This window comes from Ferdinandcohnia sp. QZ13, from assembly GCF_031324165.1.
GTDB lineage: Bacteria > Bacillota > Bacilli > Bacillales > Bacillaceae_L > Ferdinandcohnia.
On record NZ_JAVIVW010000015.1, the window covers coordinates 1,485,489 to 1,507,009 of the forward strand.

Sequence of the window (21,521 nt, forward strand, 5' to 3'; positions counted from 1 at the left end):
TTTTAGATAAAACCTATTATATTAACTGGATAACACTACTCAATCACAGGAATCCTCTTTATTTCTTGATCAGTAAAAACATCATATTCATCCGTACTCATCGTTGAAAACTCGGATACGACTGCCCCTTCTTCCCCTGCTTGGAACCAGTGCAGTGTATTTGGTTCTAACGTATACTGTTCACCAGGTTTTAATACGATTTCATTCCATACCGTGAATGTATCTTTTTTATCCTCCGGAAGTTTAGCCTTTGGATGATCTACAGCAGGACCCGGCACATACAAGTAAACGGTTCCATAACGACATCTAAAAGTCTCCTCCTTACCCGGAGATTCCCCTACAGGTGGATGTAGATGTTCAGGACATGTCTGGTTTGGAAGCAGCACTAAATCCTTTGCACAACAGCGTTCCGTGTTGATGTAAACCATCAACTGTAAACCGAGCTCTCTCACTCTATTTAACCCAAAATCTGCAATTTCAAGTCTATCAATTTCTTCTTCTGTCAATTCAATCTTACATTTTTTAAAGTATTCCAATGTTTCCTGTTTAATTTGCTCATATTCTTTACTGGATATCATAGTAAAGCCTCCTTGTCATATGTACTATAATTAGAGTGTATGACATATTTAGGGAATTTGCTATATCTAAAATATACTTTTGCTTACCAATACCCTAATTAGTATTTCAGGAAAACACGATTCTATTTTTCTTCACTATAACAGCAATATTCTTAGCACAGGATTTCGTCCAAACAAACGCTTGTTTGAATTCCAAACTTATTTATATAGCTATTCTTACCCACCAAACAAACATTTGTTTGAAATATAAAACCTTAATTAGTACAGATTATCCTAAAAAATAATTCCATTATATAAAAATAACACCTTAAGATCATTAAGGTGTTTAAAAGAATCTAAGACGAAGCAACTTTCCCTCTAACCCAACCTCTATGGACTTACACTCAAGCATTCCGTTAATACATATCCTCCATCACTTGGATGCTGTTTGATAGCATTCATTGCATCTAAATCATTAAAGTGCCACCATTCTGATGCTAATGGGGTAAGACCTGCATTTGTTAGATATTTTTGAAGTGTAATGGCTGATTCATTCATTGAATCTGCTAATTTAGCATTTTTCCAAGCTGTTGGAGATGTGGATGGAACTGGTTTGGTAAATGTAATAGATGCCAAACTTAGTTCGTGCATTGGAGTTGGCATTGTGTACTCTGAGTAATCAGTGATATCAACAACTAAATACTCACCTACTGCTACCTCTTCTTTTGAATCAATTTTAGCCAACATTACATCAATCGCATAACCCATTTGATGATTTGATACACTTGTAGCGATAAACCAATTTGTGCTCCAAGGAGCTGTGTTGATGCCAGCCATCACACTTTTATCGACGTTTGCTAGTTTCGTCAATGCTGCTACGACTGCTTTTTGAGCGGAATATGGACGATAGCCTTCATAGATAACCAACGTATTATCATTAGCTAGTGCTTCTTGCTGAGCGAGAAATATTTTTTTAGACATGGAATACAAAACAGGAACAATAAATTCCTCTTTTCCGAGTCTCTCGTTAAATGTTTTTCCTTCGTATAGAACTTGTCCGGTTATTCCAGGAATTGTTTTTCCAGAAGAAACAAATTCGGAAGAATAGGTATTGGTACTATCATATACAATGGAAGGAATCACGTCCGGAAGGTTAATGAAACAGTACGTACTGTCTACCCAACCCTCTGATGTCTCATTTTTAATGAACCACCAATTCCCTTCCTCTTTATGGATCGTAAAAGCTGTTCCAGCCCTCAGTGTTTCAACCGTTTCAGATTCTAACGTTGGAGATGACATTACGTTTAAATCGATAGATGTGTAACCTGTCGCCCCATTAATCGGTAATTCCAAATCTCCTTCATATTTTACTGGAGTTGGGATTGGTTCCAATTCTTCTAGTGAATCTGTTTCCTGAACAGGCGCGATTGCCTCTTCAACAATTGGTTCTTCCACAACTGTAGATGAACAAGCTGTCAGTACAAATACTAACGATATAAGTGCAAAAGTAATTTTTTTCATACTACCTCCACTAGGTAAAAACAATGTATTTTAACATATATAAAATGATTAAATGTACTGGATAAAAGACGTAAAAGCCCCATTTTAACAGGTTTGATTTTTTACCACGTCTGCCTTTGTACATAACCAACAATGGAATGGCCAAGAAAATTCCAAATTGATAGGCATGATGCCAACCCAAATTGCTGATTTCAGGTATGATATGCAAAAAAAGTCCTATGAAAATAAAGCTGATAATTTGTTTATTTAATTTACCTCGAAAAATGCCAAAAAACACAATCCACAAAACGGCAATATAATTCCAATCTGCTGGATAAGCGAGCATACAACACACAAACACGAGGGCTAGTTTCAGGTAAAGCGGCAGTCTTTCACTTTTTACAATGGTCAAAGCGATTAACCCCAATGCTAATCCCCACATGACACTCGTTGCTTTCCACCATGGTAATTTAAAGTATAATACGTACGGAAAGTGAGAGATAGCTGCAAAAATAACCAATCTCTCGATATACTTGGTAATATTGGATGTGTAAAAATATCCCATTGCAATAAAATAACTAAAAATCGGAGCAACGACCCTTCCAGGAATTCGTAAAACAAACCCCGCTACCGTTTCCTGAGGGATAAAACCAGCAAACAGATGATCAAAAAACATGGCAATGAGCGCGATATATTTTAATGCATTAGAGGATAAGTCCTTTTGAAAAGTAGTGGATTCCATCGTATCCCTCGCCTTTACGTTAAGTGAATTACAACCTTAGTATTAGAGTAAATTCCATTTTTTATTTTAAAATTGTGGGTCAGAAGGTCTTACTTAAACATGAGAAAAAGGCACAACAAGCTTTTGCTCATCGCACCTTCATAATACTGATATAATTTTTGTTGATAAATGTCTACTGTAACAGCTGATTTTAGGACCTATAAATTTCATTCAAACAAACGATTGTTTAAATTTTAAACCTTATTTAAAAACTGAATTCACGCACTAAACAAACGACTGTTTGAATTTTCACTTCTTAATTAATACAGATTTTCTCGAATGAAAAATTCACTTTTTCAAGAAAATACTAAGTCAGGTACCCTCCTCAAAACGATTTCGCAACGTAACAATAAGATCCGTATGAACATGCTCCGCTCCAAAACCCTTCTGTAGTTCAGAAATGGAGTTTGATGATAATTTTTTCAATTGATTATCCATATCATAAAATTGAATCTCAAAATACTCACCTAAAAATTCCATATAAGAATCTAGGTTAACACCCGCCTTTTCGAGATAGCGACTATCAAATTCAACGATTCCTAGGACCTCATGGCAATTACTTAAAAGTTTTCGCATTCCTTTCATAACCATAAATTCGTAGCCTTCCACATCAATTTTAAACAAAAGCCGTTGATTGCTTAATGCTTCTGTATCAAAGAGAGAATCAACTGTAATCGCAGGCACTTCCGTTTTTTCAATCGAGTTTTTTTCCGAGATTTGCACGCCTGAAGAGGCGCCTGACCAATGTGTATCAATAAAGAAGGCTTGATCCTCCTTTACCTTTTCCCCCGCAAAAGCATGAATAATATTGATTTGATTACCGTTCACATGCCTTTGCCGAGAACGCTCAATATAATCAATTAAATATTTATTTGCCTCAATCCCTACGATGGTCGTATCTCTTTCATACTTTGTAGAGAAAATGCACTCCCCATAGTTCACACCAATATCCAGAACGAGTGTAGGCTTGTACGATTCCACGGCCTTTCCCCAGAATTCGGTAACGCGCGATTGTGTAATACCATCACTAATCAATAGCGCCCTTCCTCGATTCTCTGCATTATTCACATAAATTACATTTCGTGAGGGAAGGGTGATCGTACTCGGAATTTTAGTCAATTTCAGCGTTTTATACTTTAAAAAAATACCAACATCTAAGATTACCTTTGAAAACAGCGGATAATTCTCCCATAATTTAATAAACACAGGCTTGTTCATAACCCCTTTTGGAAAATCCATATTGATAATCTCCCCTTTGTGGTGGGACAGTGGGACAGGTCCCTTGTCCCAAAATCTGGTTACATTCAATTATAAAAGGAGATTATTGAGAGCTTGTAAATGTTTAGTGAAATTTTAGAAATAACGTGTGACACCTTTCGACGAAAAGATTAATCCTACATCCAACCAATAAAAAGACCAGAGATTCTCCTCCGGTCTAGTTCCCATTCTTCTTATCTATTGTTTCTCGTATCTTCTGGTTCCCTTCATCCACGTACTCACGCCATTCGCGGTTACCGTTATCGACTGCTTCTCTCCATAGGCGATTTCCATTATCGACAGCATAGCGCCATTTTGAATTTCCGTAATCGACGATATCAGAGAAGATACTCCGCGTTGGATGATTGTAAACATGTACAATGTGCCACTTTCTTTTCTTTTAGTAGGGCTGTCTGATGGATCTCGAAAAAATAAAGCAGCAAGCGAAAAAACAATGTTTTTTCACTCGCTGCTTTTATCTTTATACAATTTATATAATTGGGATAAGGGGGCTATCCCTCAATCCCTGCTAAAGATGTCTCTTGTGTAGACTTTGTCAACAACATCTTGCAAATCTTCTGTGAGTCTGTTTGCTACGATGACATCGCTTATTTTTTTAAACTCTTCGAAGTCTTCAATAACTCTTGAATTATAGAATGTCTCTTCTTGCATAGCTGGCTCATATATCACTACTTCGATACCTTGTGCTTTAATACGCTTCATAACACCCTGAATAGCGGACTGCCTAAAGTTATCAGAATCCATCTTCATGGTTAGTCGATAGATTCCTACTACCATTGGATTTCTCTTTAGAATCATCTCAGCTATATGGTCTTTTCGTGTTCTATTTGCATCAACAATAGCTGTCATGATATTGTTCGGTACATCAGCGTAGTTCGCTAATAATTGCTTAGTGTCTTTAGGGAGACAGTATCCCCCATAACCAAACGAAGGATTATTGTAGTGGTTACCAATACGCGGATCAAGCCCCACACCTTCGATAATTTGCTTCGTATTTAGCCCTCTAACCTCTGCATAGGAATCTAGTTCATTAAAGAACGCAACTCTCATTGCAAGATAAGTATTGGCAAATAATTTTATGGCTTCGGCTTCTGTTGAATTTGTGAATAATACAGGTATATTTTCTTTAAGAGCTCCCTGTACTAATAAATCTGCAAACACTTTTGCTCGCTCCGATTGTTCACCAACAATAATTCGTGAAGGATATAAATTATCATACAAAGCCTTACCTTCCCTTAAGAACTCTGGCGAGAAGATAATATTGTTTGTTTCATATTCCTCCTTAATCTTCTCAGTATATCCCACGGGTACAGTTGACTTTATTACCATAATTGCATCTGGATTAATAGATATTACATTGGATATAACAGCTTCAACTGTTCTAGTATCAAAATAATTCTTTTCCGAATCATAATTGGTTGGAGTAGAAATGATAACATATTCCGCATCTTTAAATGCCTTAAAATTATCAGAAGTTGCCGTTAAGTTTAATTCTTTTGTTGCCAAATATTCTTCAATTTCATGATCAGCAATCGGAGATTTTTTATTATTTATTAAATCTACCTTTTCCTGAATAATATCTAGGGCTATTACCTCGTTATGCTGCGCTAGCAAAATCGCATTGGATAAACCAACATAACCCGTACCAGCGATAGTAATTTTCATCTTTGAGTTCTCTCCTTATATATAACTTTCAATAAGTAAACGAAACAAATTCTTCAAAAAATACATTTTAGTAATCAAATAATATAATCCCACACTTAAGAAAATGGGTCAATAATTTAAGGTTTTCAACCTTATATCACAATGCCTAACCACCTTACCTTATTGTGGAGTCATAAAGGTAACCCTTGTTTATGTAACCAATTCATTAGCTAAGCTCTCAGAAATCTCCTTCTTACTTAGTTTCTCCATTAGTTATGCGATTAAAAGTATAATTCGTATAAAAAATTAAAGGGTTTTTGGTTTTTGAAGTTCCACCATAGACACGAGACCTATCCCTCCGTTCCAAACCTCTGTCCTATAATTTCTAAAATTGATGCCCCTTTTTACTTTGAAGCTATCTATAACAATGGTAAAAGGGGGTTCAGAAGATGCTGAAAGTAAAAATAGCGTCTAGCAACGAAATTCAGGATTATTCTCAGTTTTACGATTTTGAGGAATTTAAAACCAATATCGAGATTTGGCTTATTGATCATCAACGGAATTTCACACGGGGGGAAATGGACGGATTGAATCAATTAATTCTATTATCTACGAAAGTCCCTGGAGTTTGCTTTGAAGCCATGAAAACAATCATGTGTTGCCCAGACAGGTTTGGGCAAACTCGCCATTTCCCGCTCAACATTTAAACGCATGGTTTGAAAGTGTATCCGTTTTGGAATGATAAAAGTCTATGAAACCGAAGACAAAAATGGTGCCCAAGGAGGTAACCTCTATGTGTTTCATCCCTATCCTGCTTGGGACGCGGGGATAGGTCCCTCGTTCCACCCTATAAGTAATTTTTGAAAGTAAACTTATCCCCCCGTGAAGCTAAGCAAACTTCCGACTTGAAACACCGAAAAAGCAAGATTGTGTCTGAAGTTCATCCAACGAGAGCTCCTATTTCACCAAACAGGGTACGTGCCTGTACAAAAAATTATTTGCATATTTTAGTAGAGAAGGAGTGAATTTTATGAGTTGGATTCAAGATGCAGGGCATGGTGGTGGTGACCCAGGTGCAGTGGCGAATGGGAATACGGAGAAGGTGTATACATTAGAGGCTGCACTTTATGTTGTCAAACGGTTGGCAGAACTGGGGATTGCAAGTGATTTGACTCGATCAAGCGATGTCACCATTAATCCCAAGCCAAGAACCACGAAGGTGAAGAATTATGATAAATGTATTTCACATCATTTTAATGCTGGTGGAGGAAGTGGAGTTGAAACAGTCCACTCGAATTATTCTAATGGTAAGTTTGAGCAAATGCTAATTGAGGAATTTAGAAATGCTGGATATCCCGTGAGACCGCGACCTGTGTACACCCGCAAAAATGCATCAGGTGGCGATTATTACTATATGCTTAGACTTACAGGAAGTTGTCGCACTACTATACTAGAATACGAATTTGTGGATGGCCCACAATCAGAGGAAATCAAAAACAAGTCATATCGTGAAGGCTTGTATGAATGTGTGGTCCGCGCTATATGTCGGGAGGAAGGCATTAATTATGTTGGGTCTGGACATGAAGCAATATCAGCACCTAAACCCGAACCAAAATCAGTTAAGCCACCCAAAGAAAACTTAGTTGTTGACGGTTATCTCGGCCCTAAAACAATCAGCGTCCTCCAAAGATATTTCGGAACACCAGTAGATGGATATATTAGTAAACCTTCATTTGTTATAAAGGCATTGCAAAAATGGCTCGGTGTCAAGCAGGACGGATACTTGTGTTCAATTACAATTTCAGCCTTACAAAAACGGTTTGGCACACCAGTTGACGGCGTAATAAGCAAGCCTTCTCTCATCATAAAAGAACTGCAAAGAAGATTAAATAAGGGGAATTTGGGCTGACCCATTGCAATGTAAGAATAAATAATTATTTTGTAATTAAAAAGCAATAAATAAACATAACGTAGGAGGGAACGATTTGGCTAGCCCCTCCCCAAAGTTCTTACTGCACCCATTAGTTTCAACATCTAACTTTTAGACTAATTTTTCAGAAAAACATGGGCGCCCTACCTTCAAAAAGATAGGGCCTACTACTAAAGAAAAATTTGGGTTTGATTTTATCCATTACAAAGTAACATTATCCACCAATGAATGATACCAAAGGAAAAATACCTTTATCCCCTAGAACAATCCTCTTAACAGATTCATTTTAAACACGTACCATTTTAATTTCCTTTGCTCCCATGCTTTGATGCTCTTCTGCAAATTTCAAGGCATTATAGGCAGTATAACGACCTATAAGCAGTCCATCCACATATAAATGGTAATGCTCAACAACCTGTGGTTTAGGCTGCTCTTTCGATTGTTCATTTGGTTTTTCACTGTTTGCCTTTGCTACATCATTACGCAGCATTGTTATTTCCTTTGCACCTTTTTCTAGATGTTCTCCTGCAAATTTCAGGGCATTATAAGCAGTGTAACGACCAATGAGTAATCCATCTACATATAAGAGGTACAACTCACCAACCTGTGGTTTTGGCTGCTCCTTCGATTGTTCATTTGGTTTTTCACTGTTTGCCTTTGCTACATCATTACGCAGCATTGTTATTTCCTTTGCACCTTTTTCTAGATGTTCTCCTGCAAATTTCAGGGCATTATAAGCAGTGTAACGACCAATGAGTAATCCATCTACATATAAGAGGTACAACTCACCAACCTGTGGTTTAGTCTGCTCCTTCGATTGTTCATTTGGTTTTTCACTGTTTGCCTTTGCTACATCATTACGCAGCATTGTTATTTCCTTTGCACCTTTTTCTAGATGCTCTCCTGCAAATTTCAGGGCATTATAAGCAGTGTAACGACCAATGAGTAATCCATCTACATATAAGAGGTACAACTCACCAACCTGTGGTTTTGGCTGCTCTTTCGATTGTGCCTTTGGTTTTTCACTGTTTGCCTTTGCTACATCATTACGCAACATTGTTATTTCCTTTGGACCTTTATCTAGATGATCTCCTGCAAATTTCAGGGCATTATAAGCAGTGTAACGACCAATAAGCAGTCCCTCTATATATAAGAGGTACAGCTGTTTAGACTGCTCTTTCGATTGTGCCTTTGGTTTTTCACCGTATGCCTTTGCTACATCATTACGCAACATTGTTATTTCCTTTGGACCTTTATCTAGATGATCTCCTGCAAATTTCAGGGCATTATAAGCAGTGTAACGACCAATAAGCAGTCCCTCTATATATAAGAGGTACAGCTGTTTAGACTGCTCTTTCGATTGTGCCTTTGGTTTTTCACCGTATGCCTTTGCTACATCATCAATAAATTGATTCCATGTAATGCCATATCGATTGAGTGCATTGTCTGGATCACTCCGTCTTTGTGGATCCAGTGTTTTATGTGAGACAATATGCTTTCTTGGATTCAAACTATATGTCTTACATAAATGAGCATGATACCATACATAACGCTTATAAGCTTCATCGAAGTTAATTTTGCCACCCCAACACAACTCTACACCAATAGCAGCATCATTTGCATCGTCACCAAACATACGATTATCCGTTGGTTTGTTGTATTGTACATGCCATGCTTTTTCAGTAAGTGGGATCATTTCAAGAATATATTTATCATCGATAAAGGTATGAGCGCTTGCACTTGGTTGTTGTTTATTAAAGTAATTCCAATTTTGATAAGCAGTTGATCCTGGATTACCAGTGTCATGACTCACGATAAAACGCACCATGCCAATACGCTGACCACTGCGTGAATTACCGATTTTAATGTAATCCCTTTTAATCTGGTACATAAAATTGCCTCCCTTTTTAACAAACTATGTTAGTCTGTTAGTTTCGTTTATGTTGAAACAATTATTTAACAAAAATTTAAAAAAGCTAGCTCGAATGAGATAGCTTACTTATACATTAATTTCTGTGCTTGCAAAGCTTTTTTCTGTAATTTAACTTTTTTGCTTGAAAATTAAAATTAAACAAACCTCCGTAGCATATTTGAACTAGTTTTCATCCAATTAACAAGGGACCTTTCCCCTTATCTTCTGTCCCGTCGGAAAATACCCAGGAATAGTACCTTGGTCCAAACAAAAGACCGGGATTTGATGTGCACCCCGAAAGTTAGACCAACCAATTCTAACTTTTGGGGTGTTTTTTGTGGTCAAATATCATGAAGAGTTTAAGCAAAAAGTAGTCGACGCTTATTTAGTTGGTGAAGGTGGATATGCTTCCTTAGCTATTAGATTTGGTATTCAAAGTAAAACCAAAGAAAATGGGTCAGTGCGTTCCAACAATTTGGAAAACAGGGGTTGGCTCATAAAAAAGCAATTACGAATTATCCTGTTCAATTTAAAATAGATGTCTTAAACTATAAGGTAAGAACAGGAGATTCCTTTGAATAAGTTGCTAAAAATTTGGCATTACTGAACCACCTATGATTCTTAATTGGTTGAGGAAATGGCAAAATGAAGGTATTGAAGGACTCTCTAGATCAAAGTGGCGTCCATCATTGTCCAACGAATCAAAGAAGAATAAAAATGAGAAGAAATTGACGAAAGAACAACAACTATTAAAAGAAATAGAGTTACTAAGTGCGGAGAATGCCTATTTAAAAAAGCTACGTGCTTCAGGGGTAAATATTCCGAGCAGACTGCTAAAACAGAATACAGGGTCATCCACGAACTCAGAAAAGAATTCAAATTAGCAGTTATCCTTGAAGCCACAGGCTTTCCAAAGGCAACCTATATGTATTGGTAAAAACGATATAATGAACCCAATCAAGATGAAGAGATTGAAAAGATTATCCAAGATATTGTAGAGAAACATAATGGAAATTGCTGCTATCGTCGAATTTATATAGAATTACGTAAGAGTGGTTATATCGTAAATCATAAAAAAATCCTACGGATTACCAATAAACTTGGTATTACTTGTACATCATTCACACGTAAATCTCGTAAATACAGCAGTTATAAAGGGAACTATAGGAAAGATTTCGAAAAACCTTGTAAACCGTAGATTCCATACAAGCATTCCACATCAAAAATTAACGACTGATACATCTGAATTCAAATACTATACTACCGATTCTGATGGGAAGATAATCATTAAGAAGGCTTATTTAGATTCATTTTTAGATATGTTTAATGGTGAAATTCTATCCTTACGGTTCTCAGAACGGCCAAACTCTCAAGCAATTATGGATGCTTTAGACGAAGCAATTGAAATAACAAAAGATTGCCCCTATCGAACAACTATACACTCTGATTAAGGCTGGGGTTATCAAATGAAAAGATATGTAAGTAAACTAAAAGATAACGGTATCTTTCAAAGTATATCCCGAAAGAGAAACTGTCTGGATAATTCACCAATGGAAAATTTCTTCGGGATAATGAAACAGAAAATGTTTTACGGTAGAGTTTATAAGTCATTTGAAGAGCTTAAACAAGCAGTAACTGATTATATTTTTTACTATAACAATGAACGGATAAAAGTAAAATTGACTGGCATGAGCCCGGTGGAATACAGTCTTCATACCAGTCAACAAGCTTCATAAATATTTTGGTCTAACTTTTAGGGTTCAGCACAATTGCCCCGGTCTTTTAGTTCCCATTCTTCTTATCAATCGTTTCTCGTATCTTCTGATTCCCTTCATCGACATACTCACGCCATTCGCGGTTGCCGTTATCGACCGCTTCTCTCCATAGGCGATTTCCATTATCGACAGCGTACCGCCATTTAGAATTTCCGTAATCGACGATATCAGAGAATATTTTCCGAGTTGGATGATCGTAGTCCTCGAAACGTTCCTTAAGATAGGCTTGCGCTTCTTTCATACGCTCCTTCTCTCGATAGCTTTTTTCTTTCATGCTCTCTTTTGTGTCATACGCTAATTTCTTTTTCTCTCCCTTCATTTCGTAGGCTTGCGTCTTACCTGCTTCTTTCCACTCGTACCATCTCTTTTGAATTTCTTCGTATTGGGCTCTCATGTATTTCTTTAGATCCTGTTCAGAGTTAACGTACGTGAACTCCCCATTCCCAGCATTTGCAACTTCCTTTAACAGTTTTTGTCCCTCATTATCAACATCAAAGCCGATGATATTTACAACAGTTTGAATGTCTGCAGATACAAGGTTTTTCGCCTCTTGAACTGGATCCCCGTCACATGTTTCAATTCCGTCACTAACGACGTACACCACGACATCGTCTGTACCTTCAGGAATATCTCCTTTTACCATTTGTAATCCAAGAGCAATTGGCGTCCAACCAACAGGCCTCACCTGTGCCAACGCATTCTGAAATCCCTCTTCTTCAAAGCTATTGTTATATAAAACTTCAGAGCTATCACAGGACAAAGCTTTATCGGCATTACTGTTTGAGCCCTTGTGCCCGTAAACACGCAGCGAAATCGTAGCATTCTCTGGGATTTGTTCGGCAAATTCCATTACGGCTTCTTTGGCAGCTTCCATTCTTGTCTTGCCACCTACTTTTGCCGCCATACTCCCACTGGCATCCACTAAAATGGCATAATGAGCTGTTATTAAGGTTGGTGCATTTACGGTTTCATCCGGACGATCAATATCGACCTCAATAGTGGAATCAAACGTCAGGAGCGTTTCCAATTCTTCATGGTAATCCTCGGTAAATAAATACTTTAGTTCTTCGACATACTGTTCCTCAGTTAGGTTATCTGGCAACTGATCGAGCGCTTCCTTCACCTTGGTTTCATCGTAGTTATCACCACTAAAAATTCCAGGGTGTCGCAGCATTTCCTGCTCAAGCTCTGTTAACTCACGTTCAATACCCGCAATTTCATAGTAGGACACTTCTTTTGAAGTATATGATTCCTCTTGTTTCTCAGCTTTAGTTTCTTTTTCCGCCTGCTTTGATTCTTCAGTCTTAGGTTCCTTCGGCTTAGCGTTCGCCCGCTGACTCTCATCTTTAGAACAGGCCGTAAGCACCAATGCCAACATGACAAAAATCAATAAAAGCCTCTTCAAATATTTTCCCCTCCAAACATATCTAAAGTCACACCATTTACATATTACTTAAATTTAATCCAGTATTTTCATAATTAACACAAAACGGGATTTTAGTATGATTCGGTAATAATTATTTAGATTTAAAGACATAGGTCTAATGCACTACTAAGTGAGGAAGAAACACATGTATCAGGAATTTATCCAATCGATCATAAATAAAACGAAAGGAACTATAATTTCACATCTAGGATGACCCATTAAGTGTGAACAACAATCCTATAAGCGTTTTTCCTCCCCCATTCAAAAAAATTTCAGAAATAATGCCCCCTTTTCCCATTAGCTATCTATAACAAAGGTAAAAGGGGGTTCAAGTTATGCTAAGAATAAAAGTATGCTCTGATAAGGATATTCAAGAATATTCACAGTTTCACGATTACGAGGAATACAAAGCCAATATGGAGATTTGGCTTATTGATTATCAAATGAAGTTCACGCGAGGGGAAATGTTCGGATTGAATCAGTTAATTCAATTTGCCTCAAAAGTCCCAGGGGTTTGTCATGAATCCATGAAATCGATCGTACGTAGCACAGAAATAGGATTGAATGAACATGCTATTTCCCGCTCAACGTTTAAGCGACTGGTTTGGAAATGTATTGAGTTTAATATGTTAACTGCTTATGAGACTGAAAATGTTTACGGATCTCAATGTGGCAATCTATATGTTTTTCATCCATATCCTACTTTCTAAAATAGTGTTATATACAAAATAAAATTTAACAGAAAAAGGAGTGTTTTTAAATGAGTTGGATTCAAGATGCAGGACATGGTGGTAGTGATCCGGGAGCTATTGCAAATGGAAATATGGAAAAGATGTATACCTTAGAAGCTGCACTCTATGTAGACAGTCGTCTATCCGAACTAGGAATTGCTAGTGATACGACTAGAACAAATGATGTTACACTAAATCCTGAACCAAGAACTTCGAAAGTTAAGAATTATAAAAAGTGTATTTCACATCATTTTAACGCAGGTGGAGGAAGTGGGACTGAAACAATCCATTCCATTTATTCTGACGGCAAGTTTGAGCAATTACTAATTGAGGAATTTAGAAAATCTAGTTATCCTGTTAGACCCCGACCTGTATACACTCTCAAACATTCTTCCGGAGGGGATTATTACTATATGCACAGACTTACAGGAACCTGTCGTACTACGGTACTAGAATACGATTTTTTGGATGGCCCGCAATCAGAACAAATCAAAGATAAAACTTATCGTGAAGGTATGTATGAAAGTGCGGTACGCGCTATTTGTCGGGAGGAAGGTGTTAGATATGTAGCCCCTGGGTCTGGACAAACACCTAAACCTATATCCCAACCTTCAAATCTACCAAAAGAGAACCTTATAGTTGACGGTTATTTAAACCCAAAAACAATCAGCGCTCTACAAAGATATTTTGATACTCCTGTTGATGGGGTCATAAGTAAGCCATCTCTTGTCATTAAAGAACTACAAAGACGATTGAACAAGGGGAGTTTGGGATGATATAACAAATAAGGTGGCACAGGAAATCAAACTTACTAGCTTTCCTGTGCCACTTCTTTAATTGCTATCTTTCATAAATTTCTAAAGGCAAATCATCTGGGTCTTTAAAGAAGGTAAATTTCTTACCAGTTATTTCATCAATACGAATATCTTCTACTACAATATCCTTTGATATTAGCTCCTCTACCGCTTCTTCTATATCGTCCACCTCAAAAGCTAGATGGCGAAGTCCTGCTGCCTCAGGATAACTTAGTCTCTTAGGTGAATCCACAAAAGAGAACAACTCAATCTGATAGGTATTCCCAACTGATAAACCTAGCTTGTACGATGCACGTTCTGCACGAAACGTTTCATTTAATACCGTAAACCCCAACTTATTCACATAAAAGTCTTTGGACTTTTCATAGTCTGAACAGATAATTGCTACATGATGGATGCGATTAATATTCAATGTGATCATCCTTATCTCAATTTTATCAAGATGGAATTAATAGATATTCTAAAACACCTGTTCCCCTATACCCACAATAACGGACCTTTATTCCTATAGTAGGCTACTAAATTAATAGTATAACACCTTAAATTTAATCTGCTTTTCCTTCCCGTAAAAAATTCAAACAAACGATTGATTGAATTGGAAACTCCGGGATATCACTACTCTGAACCATTAAACAAACGCTTGTTTGAAATCGATATTGGCAAAAAAGGACCGATTAGTACAGAATGCTATTAATCGGCCCTTTAATATTCTATTGTAATACGTTCCTTTTAAAAATACAGCAGCAATCCTTTATGCACTTCGACAAACCTCGAATCATAAATGTAACCTTAACCAATCCGTTTATGGAAGTAAATGTTCTACAGCAGCCCGTTCAATCTCTATCCCTTTTATATAGCGCTCGATAAATTCTTCAAACCCTTTTACATCCTCAGGATCAGGATAAATTTCTTGTCCAGCAACATCTTTAAAGACTTTTCTCTCGAGGAAGTCTTCTAAACTTTCATCTTTGTTATCATTCAACAAATAAGAAGCAAGTATAGCCATTCCCCACGCACCGCCTTCTCCGGCTGTTGCCATTACAGAAACGGGTGTATTCATTGCAGCTGCCACAATTTTTTGTCCCACTACAGGCGTTTTAAATAATCCACCATGCGCTAGAATGCTATCTATAGTAACATCTTCTTTCTTAGTCAAAATATCCATCCCCATTTTCAGCGCACCGAATGCTGTAAATAGATGTGTCCGCATGAAGTTTGCTAAATTGAAATTACTCTCAGGTGAACGAACAAACAATGGTCTACCTTTTTCTAATCCGGTGATATATTCGCCTGAAAAATAACCATAGCTTAGCAAGCCTCCGCCATCCGGATCCGCTTCTAAAGCTTTATTGAACATCACACTGAATAATTGAGCGGTATCAACCTTATAGCCCATCGCTTCTGAGAATTCACGGAACAATCCCAGCCATGCATTGATATCACTTGAACAGTTATTCGCATGAACCATCGCTACAGGACTCCCGTTCGGCGTTGTAACCATGTCAATTTCCGGATATAGTTTTGAAAGCTCTTTTTCCAATACAATCATCGCAAATACAGAAGTTCCGACTGAGACGTTTCCTGTACGTTTCCTAACACTATTTGTTGCAACCATTCCCGTTCCAGCATCACCTTCTGGCGGACAAACTGGAATACCCGGTTTCAAATCTTGTGATGGGTCCAGAATTTTTACTCCAACATCCGTTAATTTTCCAGCATTCTCACCTGAGATATAAACAGGAGGAAGAATGTCTCTAAGCTTCCAAGGATAGTTTTTGAGTGCAACTAGTTCATCAAATAGTTTAACCATTGATTCATGATAATCCTTTGTTCCTTCGTTAATCGGGAACATACCAGAAGCATCGCCAATCCCAATTGCTTTATTCCCAGTTAGTAGCCAATGAATGTAGCCAGATAACGTCGTGATGTAATCAATGTGTGGTACATGTTCCTCTTCATTTAAAATCGCTTGATATAGGTGGGCGATACTCCATCTTTCCGGAATATTAAATTGAAAGTGATCGGTTAATTCTTTCGCTGCTCGACCAGCCGTAGTATTCCGCCAAGTCCGAAAAGGAACGAGCAGCTCTCCCGCCCTGTCAAAAGCCATATAGCCGTGCATCATGGCAGAAAATCCAATAGAGCCAATTGTTTGAATCGTGATGCCAAATTTTCGTTCAACATCATTTTTCATTTCACGATAAGCTACTTGTAAACCAGTGGTTATATCTTCTAGGTTGTACGTCCAAAAGCCGTTTTCTAAACGATTTTCCCACTCATAACCTCCAGTTGCAATTGTTTCAAAATGTTTATCAATTAAAACTGCTTTGATCCGTGTGGATCCTAACTCGATACCAAGTGAAGTTTCTCCATTGATAATCGCTTTTTTTATGTCTTCTTGATTCGCTTTCACGTTATATCCTCCTCTAGTAGCTAATCCAATGATAAAGGATCTATTAACAACGCTTACATCTAAGTGTATTTTTTGTTTGTACGTTTGTTGGTCAGAAGGTTAGGTTCCTTTTTGTACTATATTTTTCCTAGAACAAGAACCTGTCCCTATATCCCGGTTAACTATTCACCCTCTTTTGTTGACCATAATATGCGTTTTTTCCATGCTTTCGTAAGAAGTGTTTATCTAGTAAATGTTGATCAATTGGACCAATTTCGGGTGATAGACTTTGAGTATAGTAAGCAAATTTTGCAACTTCCTCCATTACTACTGCGTTTTCAACCGCCTTCATCGGATCTTTTCCCCAGTTAAAAGGACCGTGGTTATTCACAATGACACCAGGAATAGATAATGGGTCGATATTTTTAAAGGTTTCTACTATGACTTCACCCGTATTGTGCTCATATTCATTATCAATTTCAAAAGGAGTCATATGTCGAGTACAAGGAATGTCCCCATAGAAATAATCTGCGTGTGTCGTACCATATGCAGGAATCGATCTTCCTGCTTGAGCCCATTTTGTGCACCATGGCGAATGGGTATGCACAACCCCTCCTATCTCAGGAAATGCCTTATATAGGACTAAGTGGGTGGCAGTGTCAGACGATGGATTAAGGTTACCCTCAATTTTATTTCCTTCTAAGTCGATTACCGGAAGATCTTCAGCTTTTAAGTCCTCATAAGCGACTCCACTTGGTTTAATAACGACCAGTCCTTTTTCTCTATCAATTCCACTAACGTTTCCCCATGTGAATATGACTAAGTTTCTTTTCGGCAACTCTAGATTCGCCTCTAATACTTTTTGTTTTAATTCTTCTAACATATCCAATCACTCCATTCTATAAAGAAAACTCGGCAATTGCCGAGTTCCCAATTTTTTTATTTTCGATACTCGTAACCGTTTTGTGATATTCCCTTGCAAAAAGTAGAAAAGGGCGGACTTCTTTATTCGGCCTTGCGTGCTGTATTGCCTTTTTGTAGCATACCTTGACACGTTTGGAACCGCTGAAGTCACCACCCTTCACTCAAATCACACCATTTTTTTATATCTACTATTGGACTGCTTTATTTATTACATCTGAATTAAGGTTTTAATAATACTTTAATAGCTTGTGGATTGTGTGCCATTTCCATAGCCTCTTCAAAGTCTTCTACTTTGTAGCTATGTGTTACAATGCCTTCAGCTGTTAATAAACCACGTTCAAAAAGGTCGATTGCAATTGGATATGTGTAAGGCCCTAAATGAGAACCTCTAAGATCTAACTCTTTTTGGTCACCGATAACACTCCAGTCCGTTGTTACTTCTGAACCAAATACGCTAAATTCAATAAATCTTCCAAGCCTTCTAACCATTTGTAGTCCTTGTGTTACACCACTTGGATGGCCAGTTGCCTCAATATAAACATCACAGCCATAACCTTCCGTTAAATCTTTTACGATTTGGACTGCATCCTCTTTTAGTGGGTTAATGACAAGGTCGGCACCTAATTTTTTTGCAACCGCTAGTCGATTTTCATTTCCATCTAATACAATTAATTTCTTAGGTGTTTTTAATTTAATGAGTTGAACCATGCACAATCCAAGAGTTCCTGCACCAGCTAGTACAACCACATCTTCAAATTCAATTGTAGCTCTCTGAACTGTATGAACGGCACATGCCATTGGCTCTACTAAGGCTGCTTCTTCAGCTGTTACGCCGTCTGTAATTTTATAAATAGTTGATGTATTACTGAATCTCATGTATTCAGCCCAAGCTCCATCAGCTACATCTTTTTGGAACCCATAAATATTGTGAACATCACACATCCAGTACTTACCTGTTTTACAGAACTTACATTTTCCACAAGGATTAATTTGGTCAGTTGTAACACGATCTCCAACTTTTACCCCGTGTTGCTCTGCTGCTCCTACTCCTAATTCAGCAACAATTCCATAGAACTCATGTCCTGGAATTACAGGTGTTTTCATCCAAGGGTCTTCTCCGGCCCAATACTGTGCAGAACCATGATATGCCTTTAAGTCACTACCACAAATACCACAAGCTTCAACTTTGATGATAACTTCCCCTGGTCCAGCCTTCGGAACAGAAACTTCCTCAACTCGATAATCCTCTGGACCATGTGCGACTACAGCTTTCATTGTTTCTGGTAATACTGACATTGTTCTACATCTCCTTATATGTTTAAGATTTTAATAGAATAATTGTAACTATATATTGTTAACGCTAATGCTAGTTAACCTAGTATATTAGTCTTTTTGACGAGTACTACTATAGTAGATAGCACCAACGATAATCACACCTTTAAGTACACGTTGTACATATGGTGATACACCCATAAGGTTTAATCCATTACTTAAAACACCTAATAACAAGGCACCTAGAAATGTTCCAAAAATATGTCCGCGCCCGCCTGCAATGCTTGTTCCACCTAGTACGACTGCAGCAATTGCGTCTAACTCATAGCCTTCCCCAGCCATCGGTTGTCCAGAAGAAAGTCTTGAAGTCATAATCATTCCACTAATTGCAGCTGTAACACCACTAATTAGATATACAATCGTTTTAATACGTTTCACTTTTACCCCTGATAATCGAACGGCTTCCTCATTACCACCAAGTGCATAGATATAACGACCGATTGGTAAATGATTCAAAATGATATAAGCGATGATAAAGACTAGAATCATGATCACGGCAGGCATCGGAATGACTCCGAATAAATAGCCTCTTCCAATAAATGCATATGAATCTGGTAATCCTGAAAGTGGATATCCACCCGTATAAAGTAAGGCTAAACCACGTGCAGCCTCCATCATTGCCAATGTAACGATAATTGCCGGTATTTTTGCATAGGCTGTAAATAGACCGTTGATATATCCAAGAACCGCACCTAAAACAATTCCAATTAATACGGCTACGATTGGAGGTAATCCAACATTTATCATCATGCCGGCTATAATTGTCCCAGTTAGCGCCATTACAGAACCAACTGATAAATCAATACCACCTGTTAAAATTACAAATGTCATCCCAACAGCTAGAATCCCGTTTATTGAAACTTGTCGGATAATATTTGAGATATTATCTGTCGTTAAAAAGCTATCTGCTGCAAAGGAAAAGAATATGCATAAAACTAAAAATCCAATCAGCGTTAGCATTTCAGGGTACTTTAACAAGTCCTTAATGCTAGATCCTTTTCTCTTATAATCTAATTCAATCATTCATCAGCACCACCCGTTGCAAAATACATTACTTTTTCTGAAGTTGCGTCACTTCCCAGAAGTTCTCCCTTTATTCTTCCTTTGTGCATAACAAGAACTCGATCACTCATCCCTAAAATTTCTGGTAATTCTGAGGAAATCATAATAATTGAGAGTCCTTCATCTGCCAATTTTCTCATTAGCTTGTAAATTTCTTCCTTAGCCCCTATGTCAATTCCACGGGTAGGTTCATCAAAGATTAATATTTTACAATCTGTATTTAACCATTTAGCTAAAACAACCTTTTGTTGATTACCTCCACTCAGGTTTTTCACCAATTGTGTACTACTTGGTGTTTTGATTAATAAGTCCTTAATGGATTGCTCAACAATTTCATTTTCTTTTTTCTTATTAATGATTCGTAAGAAGTTGGACAAATCTTTTAATATTGGAATGCTAATATTGTTCTTGATAGATTGACTTAGTACGAGACCTTGTGTTTTTCTGCTTTCTGGAATCAATGCAATTCCATGTGCGAGTGCATCTGTTGGGTTCTTGATAGACACCTTTTGGCCATTGATTAACACTTCTTTTTCTTGTGCTTCATCAGCACCGATTAGTGCTCTTACAACCTCTGTTCGTCCGGAACCAACAAGACCAGCGATTCCAATGATTTCTCCCTTTTTCAGGTCAAATTGAATATCATGAATCTGTTTATTGTTTATTTTCTTAACTTCTAATAATACTTCTTCATTTCCCGTTTTCACTGGTTTTTCAGGAAAGGCATTGACGATTTCACGACCAACCATCATTTTAACAATGTCTTGTTTCGTAGAATCTTTCACATCCCGCGTTCCAACGAACTCACCATCACGTAAACAGGTAAAGCGGTCGCACATTTTCAGAATTTCCTCTAAGTGGTGCGATATATAGATAATGGTTACACCATCGGCTTTCAATTTGGCGATTAATTCAAACAGCTTGTCAATTTCTTTTCCAGTTAAACTTGCGGTTGGTTCGTCAAAAATTAATACTTTCGTTTCGATCGCAATCGCTTTTGCAATTTCGATAAATTGTTGGTTTGCCACACTTAAGTGTGCGACAGGTTTATTTAAATCAATGTTTGCATTTAGTCTTTGTAATACTTCTTCTGCTTCCTTGCGCATCTTTTTTCGGTTTAATAATCCATTTGCTTGCCTTTTCTCACGGCCTAAAAAAATATTATCTACGCCACTCAAGTAAGGTATTAAACTAAATTCTTGGTGGATAATACTAACCCCTAATTGTTGTGCTTGCTTAGGATCTTTGAATGTGACTTCTTTTCCATCCAAACGAATTTTTCCTGTAGTAGGTGCATAAACACCAGAAAGAATTTTCATTAATGTCGATTTTCCTGCACCATTTTCTCCTACTAATGCATGAACTTCACCACGTTTAATATTGAAACTCACTCCATTTAACGCTTTTACCCCAGGAAATTCCTTCGTAATATTCTCAATCTCTAGTATGTTATCCATAGCAA

At 37.5% G+C, this 21,521-nt stretch carries 21 protein-coding genes and 2 pseudogenes; 9 read left to right on the top strand and 14 right to left on the bottom strand.

From position 1 onward, the window contains the following. Positions 1-35: 35 nt before the first annotated feature. The 6 genes from RGU12_RS21315 to RGU12_RS21340 all read right to left on the bottom strand — a co-directional run bounded on the left by RGU12_RS21315 (position 36) and on the right by RGU12_RS21340 (position 5,781). Complete coding sequence (locus tag RGU12_RS21315) at positions 36-578, bottom strand: D-lyxose/D-mannose family sugar isomerase (protein WP_309537849.1); 543 nt, start codon at positions 576-578, stop codon at positions 36-38. Positions 579-947: 369 nt separating this feature from the next. Then, complete coding sequence (locus RGU12_RS21320) at positions 948-2,078, bottom strand: M15 family metallopeptidase (RefSeq protein WP_309537850.1); 1,131 nt, start codon at positions 2,076-2,078, stop codon at positions 948-950. 10 nt (positions 2,079-2,088) lie between these two features. Then, a complete protein-coding gene (locus RGU12_RS21325; RefSeq protein WP_309537851.1) occupies positions 2,089-2,799 on the bottom strand; it encodes a TraX family protein in 711 nt (236 codons plus the stop codon). A 351-nt stretch (positions 2,800-3,150) separates the two neighbouring features. Further along, positions 3,151-4,077 (bottom strand): FkbM family methyltransferase, encoded by a 927-nt coding sequence (locus tag RGU12_RS21330; RefSeq protein WP_309537852.1) that lies wholly within the window; start codon positions 4,075-4,077, stop codon positions 3,151-3,153. Between the two features lie 216 nt (positions 4,078-4,293). Further along, positions 4,294-4,470, bottom strand: a complete 177-nt coding sequence (locus tag RGU12_RS21335) for a hypothetical protein (protein ID WP_309537853.1) — start codon at positions 4,468-4,470, stop codon at positions 4,294-4,296. A 144-nt stretch (positions 4,471-4,614) separates the two neighbouring features. Beyond that, positions 4,615-5,781, bottom strand: a complete 1,167-nt coding sequence (locus tag RGU12_RS21340; RefSeq protein ID WP_309537854.1) for a nucleotide sugar dehydrogenase — start codon at positions 5,779-5,781, stop codon at positions 4,615-4,617. A gap of 428 nt (positions 5,782-6,209) precedes the next feature. Here RGU12_RS21340 and RGU12_RS21345 point away from each other — a divergent pair, with 428 nt between their 5' ends. Continuing rightward, on the top strand, positions 6,210-6,467 hold the full coding sequence (locus RGU12_RS21345; protein ID WP_309537855.1) for a hypothetical protein: 258 nt from the start codon (positions 6,210-6,212) through the stop codon (positions 6,465-6,467). 323 nt (positions 6,468-6,790) lie between these two features. Next, positions 6,791-7,669 (top strand): N-acetylmuramoyl-L-alanine amidase, encoded by an 879-nt coding sequence (locus tag RGU12_RS21350; RefSeq protein ID WP_309537856.1) that lies wholly within the window; start codon positions 6,791-6,793, stop codon positions 7,667-7,669. A gap of 1,402 nt (positions 7,670-9,071) precedes the next feature. Here the strand turns inward: RGU12_RS21350 and RGU12_RS21355 are convergent. After that, positions 9,072-9,581, bottom strand: a pseudogene (locus tag RGU12_RS21355) (peptidoglycan recognition protein family protein); the annotation flags it as partial. Between the two features lie 358 nt (positions 9,582-9,939). Here RGU12_RS21355 and RGU12_RS21360 point away from each other — a divergent pair. From RGU12_RS21360 to RGU12_RS21375, 5 genes and pseudogenes are all read left to right on the top strand, one after another. Further along, positions 9,940-10,140 (top strand): transposase, encoded by a 201-nt coding sequence (locus RGU12_RS21360; protein WP_309537857.1) that lies wholly within the window; start codon positions 9,940-9,942, stop codon positions 10,138-10,140. A 151-nt stretch (positions 10,141-10,291) separates the two neighbouring features. Continuing rightward, positions 10,292-10,486 carry a hypothetical protein gene (locus RGU12_RS21365; protein ID WP_309537858.1) on the top strand — a complete coding sequence of 65 codons (195 nt, stop codon included), beginning with the start codon at positions 10,292-10,294 and terminating at the stop codon, positions 10,484-10,486. A 107-nt stretch (positions 10,487-10,593) separates the two neighbouring features. Further along, complete coding sequence (locus RGU12_RS23800; RefSeq protein ID WP_396232415.1) at positions 10,594-10,800, top strand: IS3 family transposase; 207 nt, start codon at positions 10,594-10,596, stop codon at positions 10,798-10,800. Then, complete coding sequence (locus tag RGU12_RS21370; RefSeq protein WP_309537859.1) at positions 10,703-11,053, top strand: hypothetical protein; 351 nt, start codon at positions 10,703-10,705, stop codon at positions 11,051-11,053. Before RGU12_RS23800 ends, RGU12_RS21370 begins: the two co-directional genes overlap by 98 nt. Before the next feature lie 9 nt (positions 11,054-11,062). Next, positions 11,063-11,338: pseudogene (locus RGU12_RS21375) on the top strand (transposase); the annotation flags it as partial. 46 nt (positions 11,339-11,384) lie between these two features. On the opposite strand, the gene RGU12_RS21380 reads toward RGU12_RS21375, so the two are convergent. After that, a complete protein-coding gene (locus RGU12_RS21380; protein ID WP_309537861.1) occupies positions 11,385-12,782 on the bottom strand; it encodes a VWA domain-containing protein in 1,398 nt (465 codons plus the stop codon). Positions 12,783-13,138: 356 nt separating this feature from the next. On the opposite strand from RGU12_RS21380, the gene RGU12_RS21385 reads away from it, so the two are divergent. Both RGU12_RS21385 and RGU12_RS21390 read left to right on the top strand, forming a co-directional pair. Beyond that, complete coding sequence (locus tag RGU12_RS21385) at positions 13,139-13,513, top strand: hypothetical protein (protein WP_309537862.1); 375 nt, start codon at positions 13,139-13,141, stop codon at positions 13,511-13,513. Positions 13,514-13,563: 50 nt separating this feature from the next. After that, a complete protein-coding gene (locus tag RGU12_RS21390; RefSeq protein ID WP_309537863.1) occupies positions 13,564-14,310 on the top strand; it encodes an N-acetylmuramoyl-L-alanine amidase in 747 nt (248 codons plus the stop codon). A 64-nt stretch (positions 14,311-14,374) separates the two neighbouring features. Here RGU12_RS21390 and gloA2 read toward each other — a convergent pair whose 3' ends face one another. The 6 genes from gloA2 to RGU12_RS21420 form a co-directional block, all read right to left on the bottom strand. Continuing rightward, a complete protein-coding gene (gloA2, locus tag RGU12_RS21395; RefSeq protein ID WP_309537864.1) occupies positions 14,375-14,761 on the bottom strand; it encodes an SMU1112c/YaeR family gloxylase I-like metalloprotein in 387 nt (128 codons plus the stop codon). Between the two features lie 390 nt (positions 14,762-15,151). Next, positions 15,152-16,762 (bottom strand): xylulokinase, encoded by a 1,611-nt coding sequence (locus RGU12_RS21400; RefSeq protein WP_309537865.1) that lies wholly within the window; start codon positions 16,760-16,762, stop codon positions 15,152-15,154. A gap of 157 nt (positions 16,763-16,919) precedes the next feature. Further along, entirely contained in the window at positions 16,920-17,624 is a 705-nt protein-coding gene (gene araD / locus RGU12_RS21405; RefSeq protein ID WP_309537866.1) for an L-ribulose-5-phosphate 4-epimerase, read from the bottom strand. A gap of 260 nt (positions 17,625-17,884) precedes the next feature. Then, positions 17,885-18,961, bottom strand: coding sequence for an alcohol dehydrogenase catalytic domain-containing protein (locus RGU12_RS21410; protein WP_309537867.1), 1,077 nt, complete (start codon positions 18,959-18,961; stop codon positions 17,885-17,887). Between the two features lie 87 nt (positions 18,962-19,048). Then, on the bottom strand, positions 19,049-19,957 hold the full coding sequence (locus tag RGU12_RS21415) for an ABC transporter permease (RefSeq protein ID WP_396232416.1): 909 nt from the start codon (positions 19,955-19,957) through the stop codon (positions 19,049-19,051). 59 nt (positions 19,958-20,016) lie between these two features. Next, complete coding sequence (locus RGU12_RS21420; RefSeq protein WP_309537869.1) at positions 20,017-21,516, bottom strand: sugar ABC transporter ATP-binding protein; 1,500 nt, start codon at positions 21,514-21,516, stop codon at positions 20,017-20,019. Positions 21,517-21,521: the final 5 nt, after the last annotated feature.

What these genes read in the sequence shown, in the direction of transcription:
- RGU12_RS21315 (WP_309537849.1), bottom strand. Translation starts at nt 578, where the DNA reads ATGATATCCAGTAAAGAATATGAGCAAATTAAACAGGAAACATTGGAA.
- RGU12_RS21320 (WP_309537850.1), bottom strand. Translation starts at nt 2,078, where the DNA reads ATGAAAAAAATTACTTTTGCACTTATATCGTTAGTATTTGTACTGACA.
- RGU12_RS21325 (WP_309537851.1), bottom strand. Translation starts at nt 2,799, where the DNA reads ATGGAATCCACTACTTTTCAAAAGGACTTATCCTCTAATGCATTAAAA.
- RGU12_RS21330 (WP_309537852.1), bottom strand. Translation starts at nt 4,077, where the DNA reads ATGGATTTTCCAAAAGGGGTTATGAACAAGCCTGTGTTTATTAAATTA.
- RGU12_RS21335 (WP_309537853.1), bottom strand. Translation starts at nt 4,470, where the DNA reads ATGTTTACAATCATCCAACGCGGAGTATCTTCTCTGATATCGTCGATT.
- RGU12_RS21340 (WP_309537854.1), bottom strand. Translation starts at nt 5,781, where the DNA reads ATGAAAATTACTATCGCTGGTACGGGTTATGTTGGTTTATCCAATGCG.
- RGU12_RS21345 (WP_309537855.1), top strand. Translation starts at nt 6,210, where the DNA reads ATGCTGAAAGTAAAAATAGCGTCTAGCAACGAAATTCAGGATTATTCT.
- RGU12_RS21350 (WP_309537856.1), top strand. Translation starts at nt 6,791, where the DNA reads ATGAGTTGGATTCAAGATGCAGGGCATGGTGGTGGTGACCCAGGTGCA.
- RGU12_RS21385 (WP_309537862.1), top strand. Translation starts at nt 13,139, where the DNA reads ATGCTAAGAATAAAAGTATGCTCTGATAAGGATATTCAAGAATATTCA.
- RGU12_RS21390 (WP_309537863.1), top strand. Translation starts at nt 13,564, where the DNA reads ATGAGTTGGATTCAAGATGCAGGACATGGTGGTAGTGATCCGGGAGCT.
- araD (WP_309537866.1), bottom strand. Translation starts at nt 17,624, where the DNA reads ATGTTAGAAGAATTAAAACAAAAAGTATTAGAGGCGAATCTAGAGTTG.
- RGU12_RS21410 (WP_309537867.1), bottom strand. Translation starts at nt 18,961, where the DNA reads ATGTCAGTATTACCAGAAACAATGAAAGCTGTAGTCGCACATGGTCCA.
- RGU12_RS21415 (WP_396232416.1), bottom strand. Translation starts at nt 19,957, where the DNA reads ATGCTAACGCTGATTGGATTTTTAGTTTTATGCATATTCTTTTCCTTT.
- RGU12_RS21420 (WP_309537869.1), bottom strand. Translation starts at nt 21,516, where the DNA reads ATGGATAACATACTAGAGATTGAGAATATTACGAAGGAATTTCCTGGG.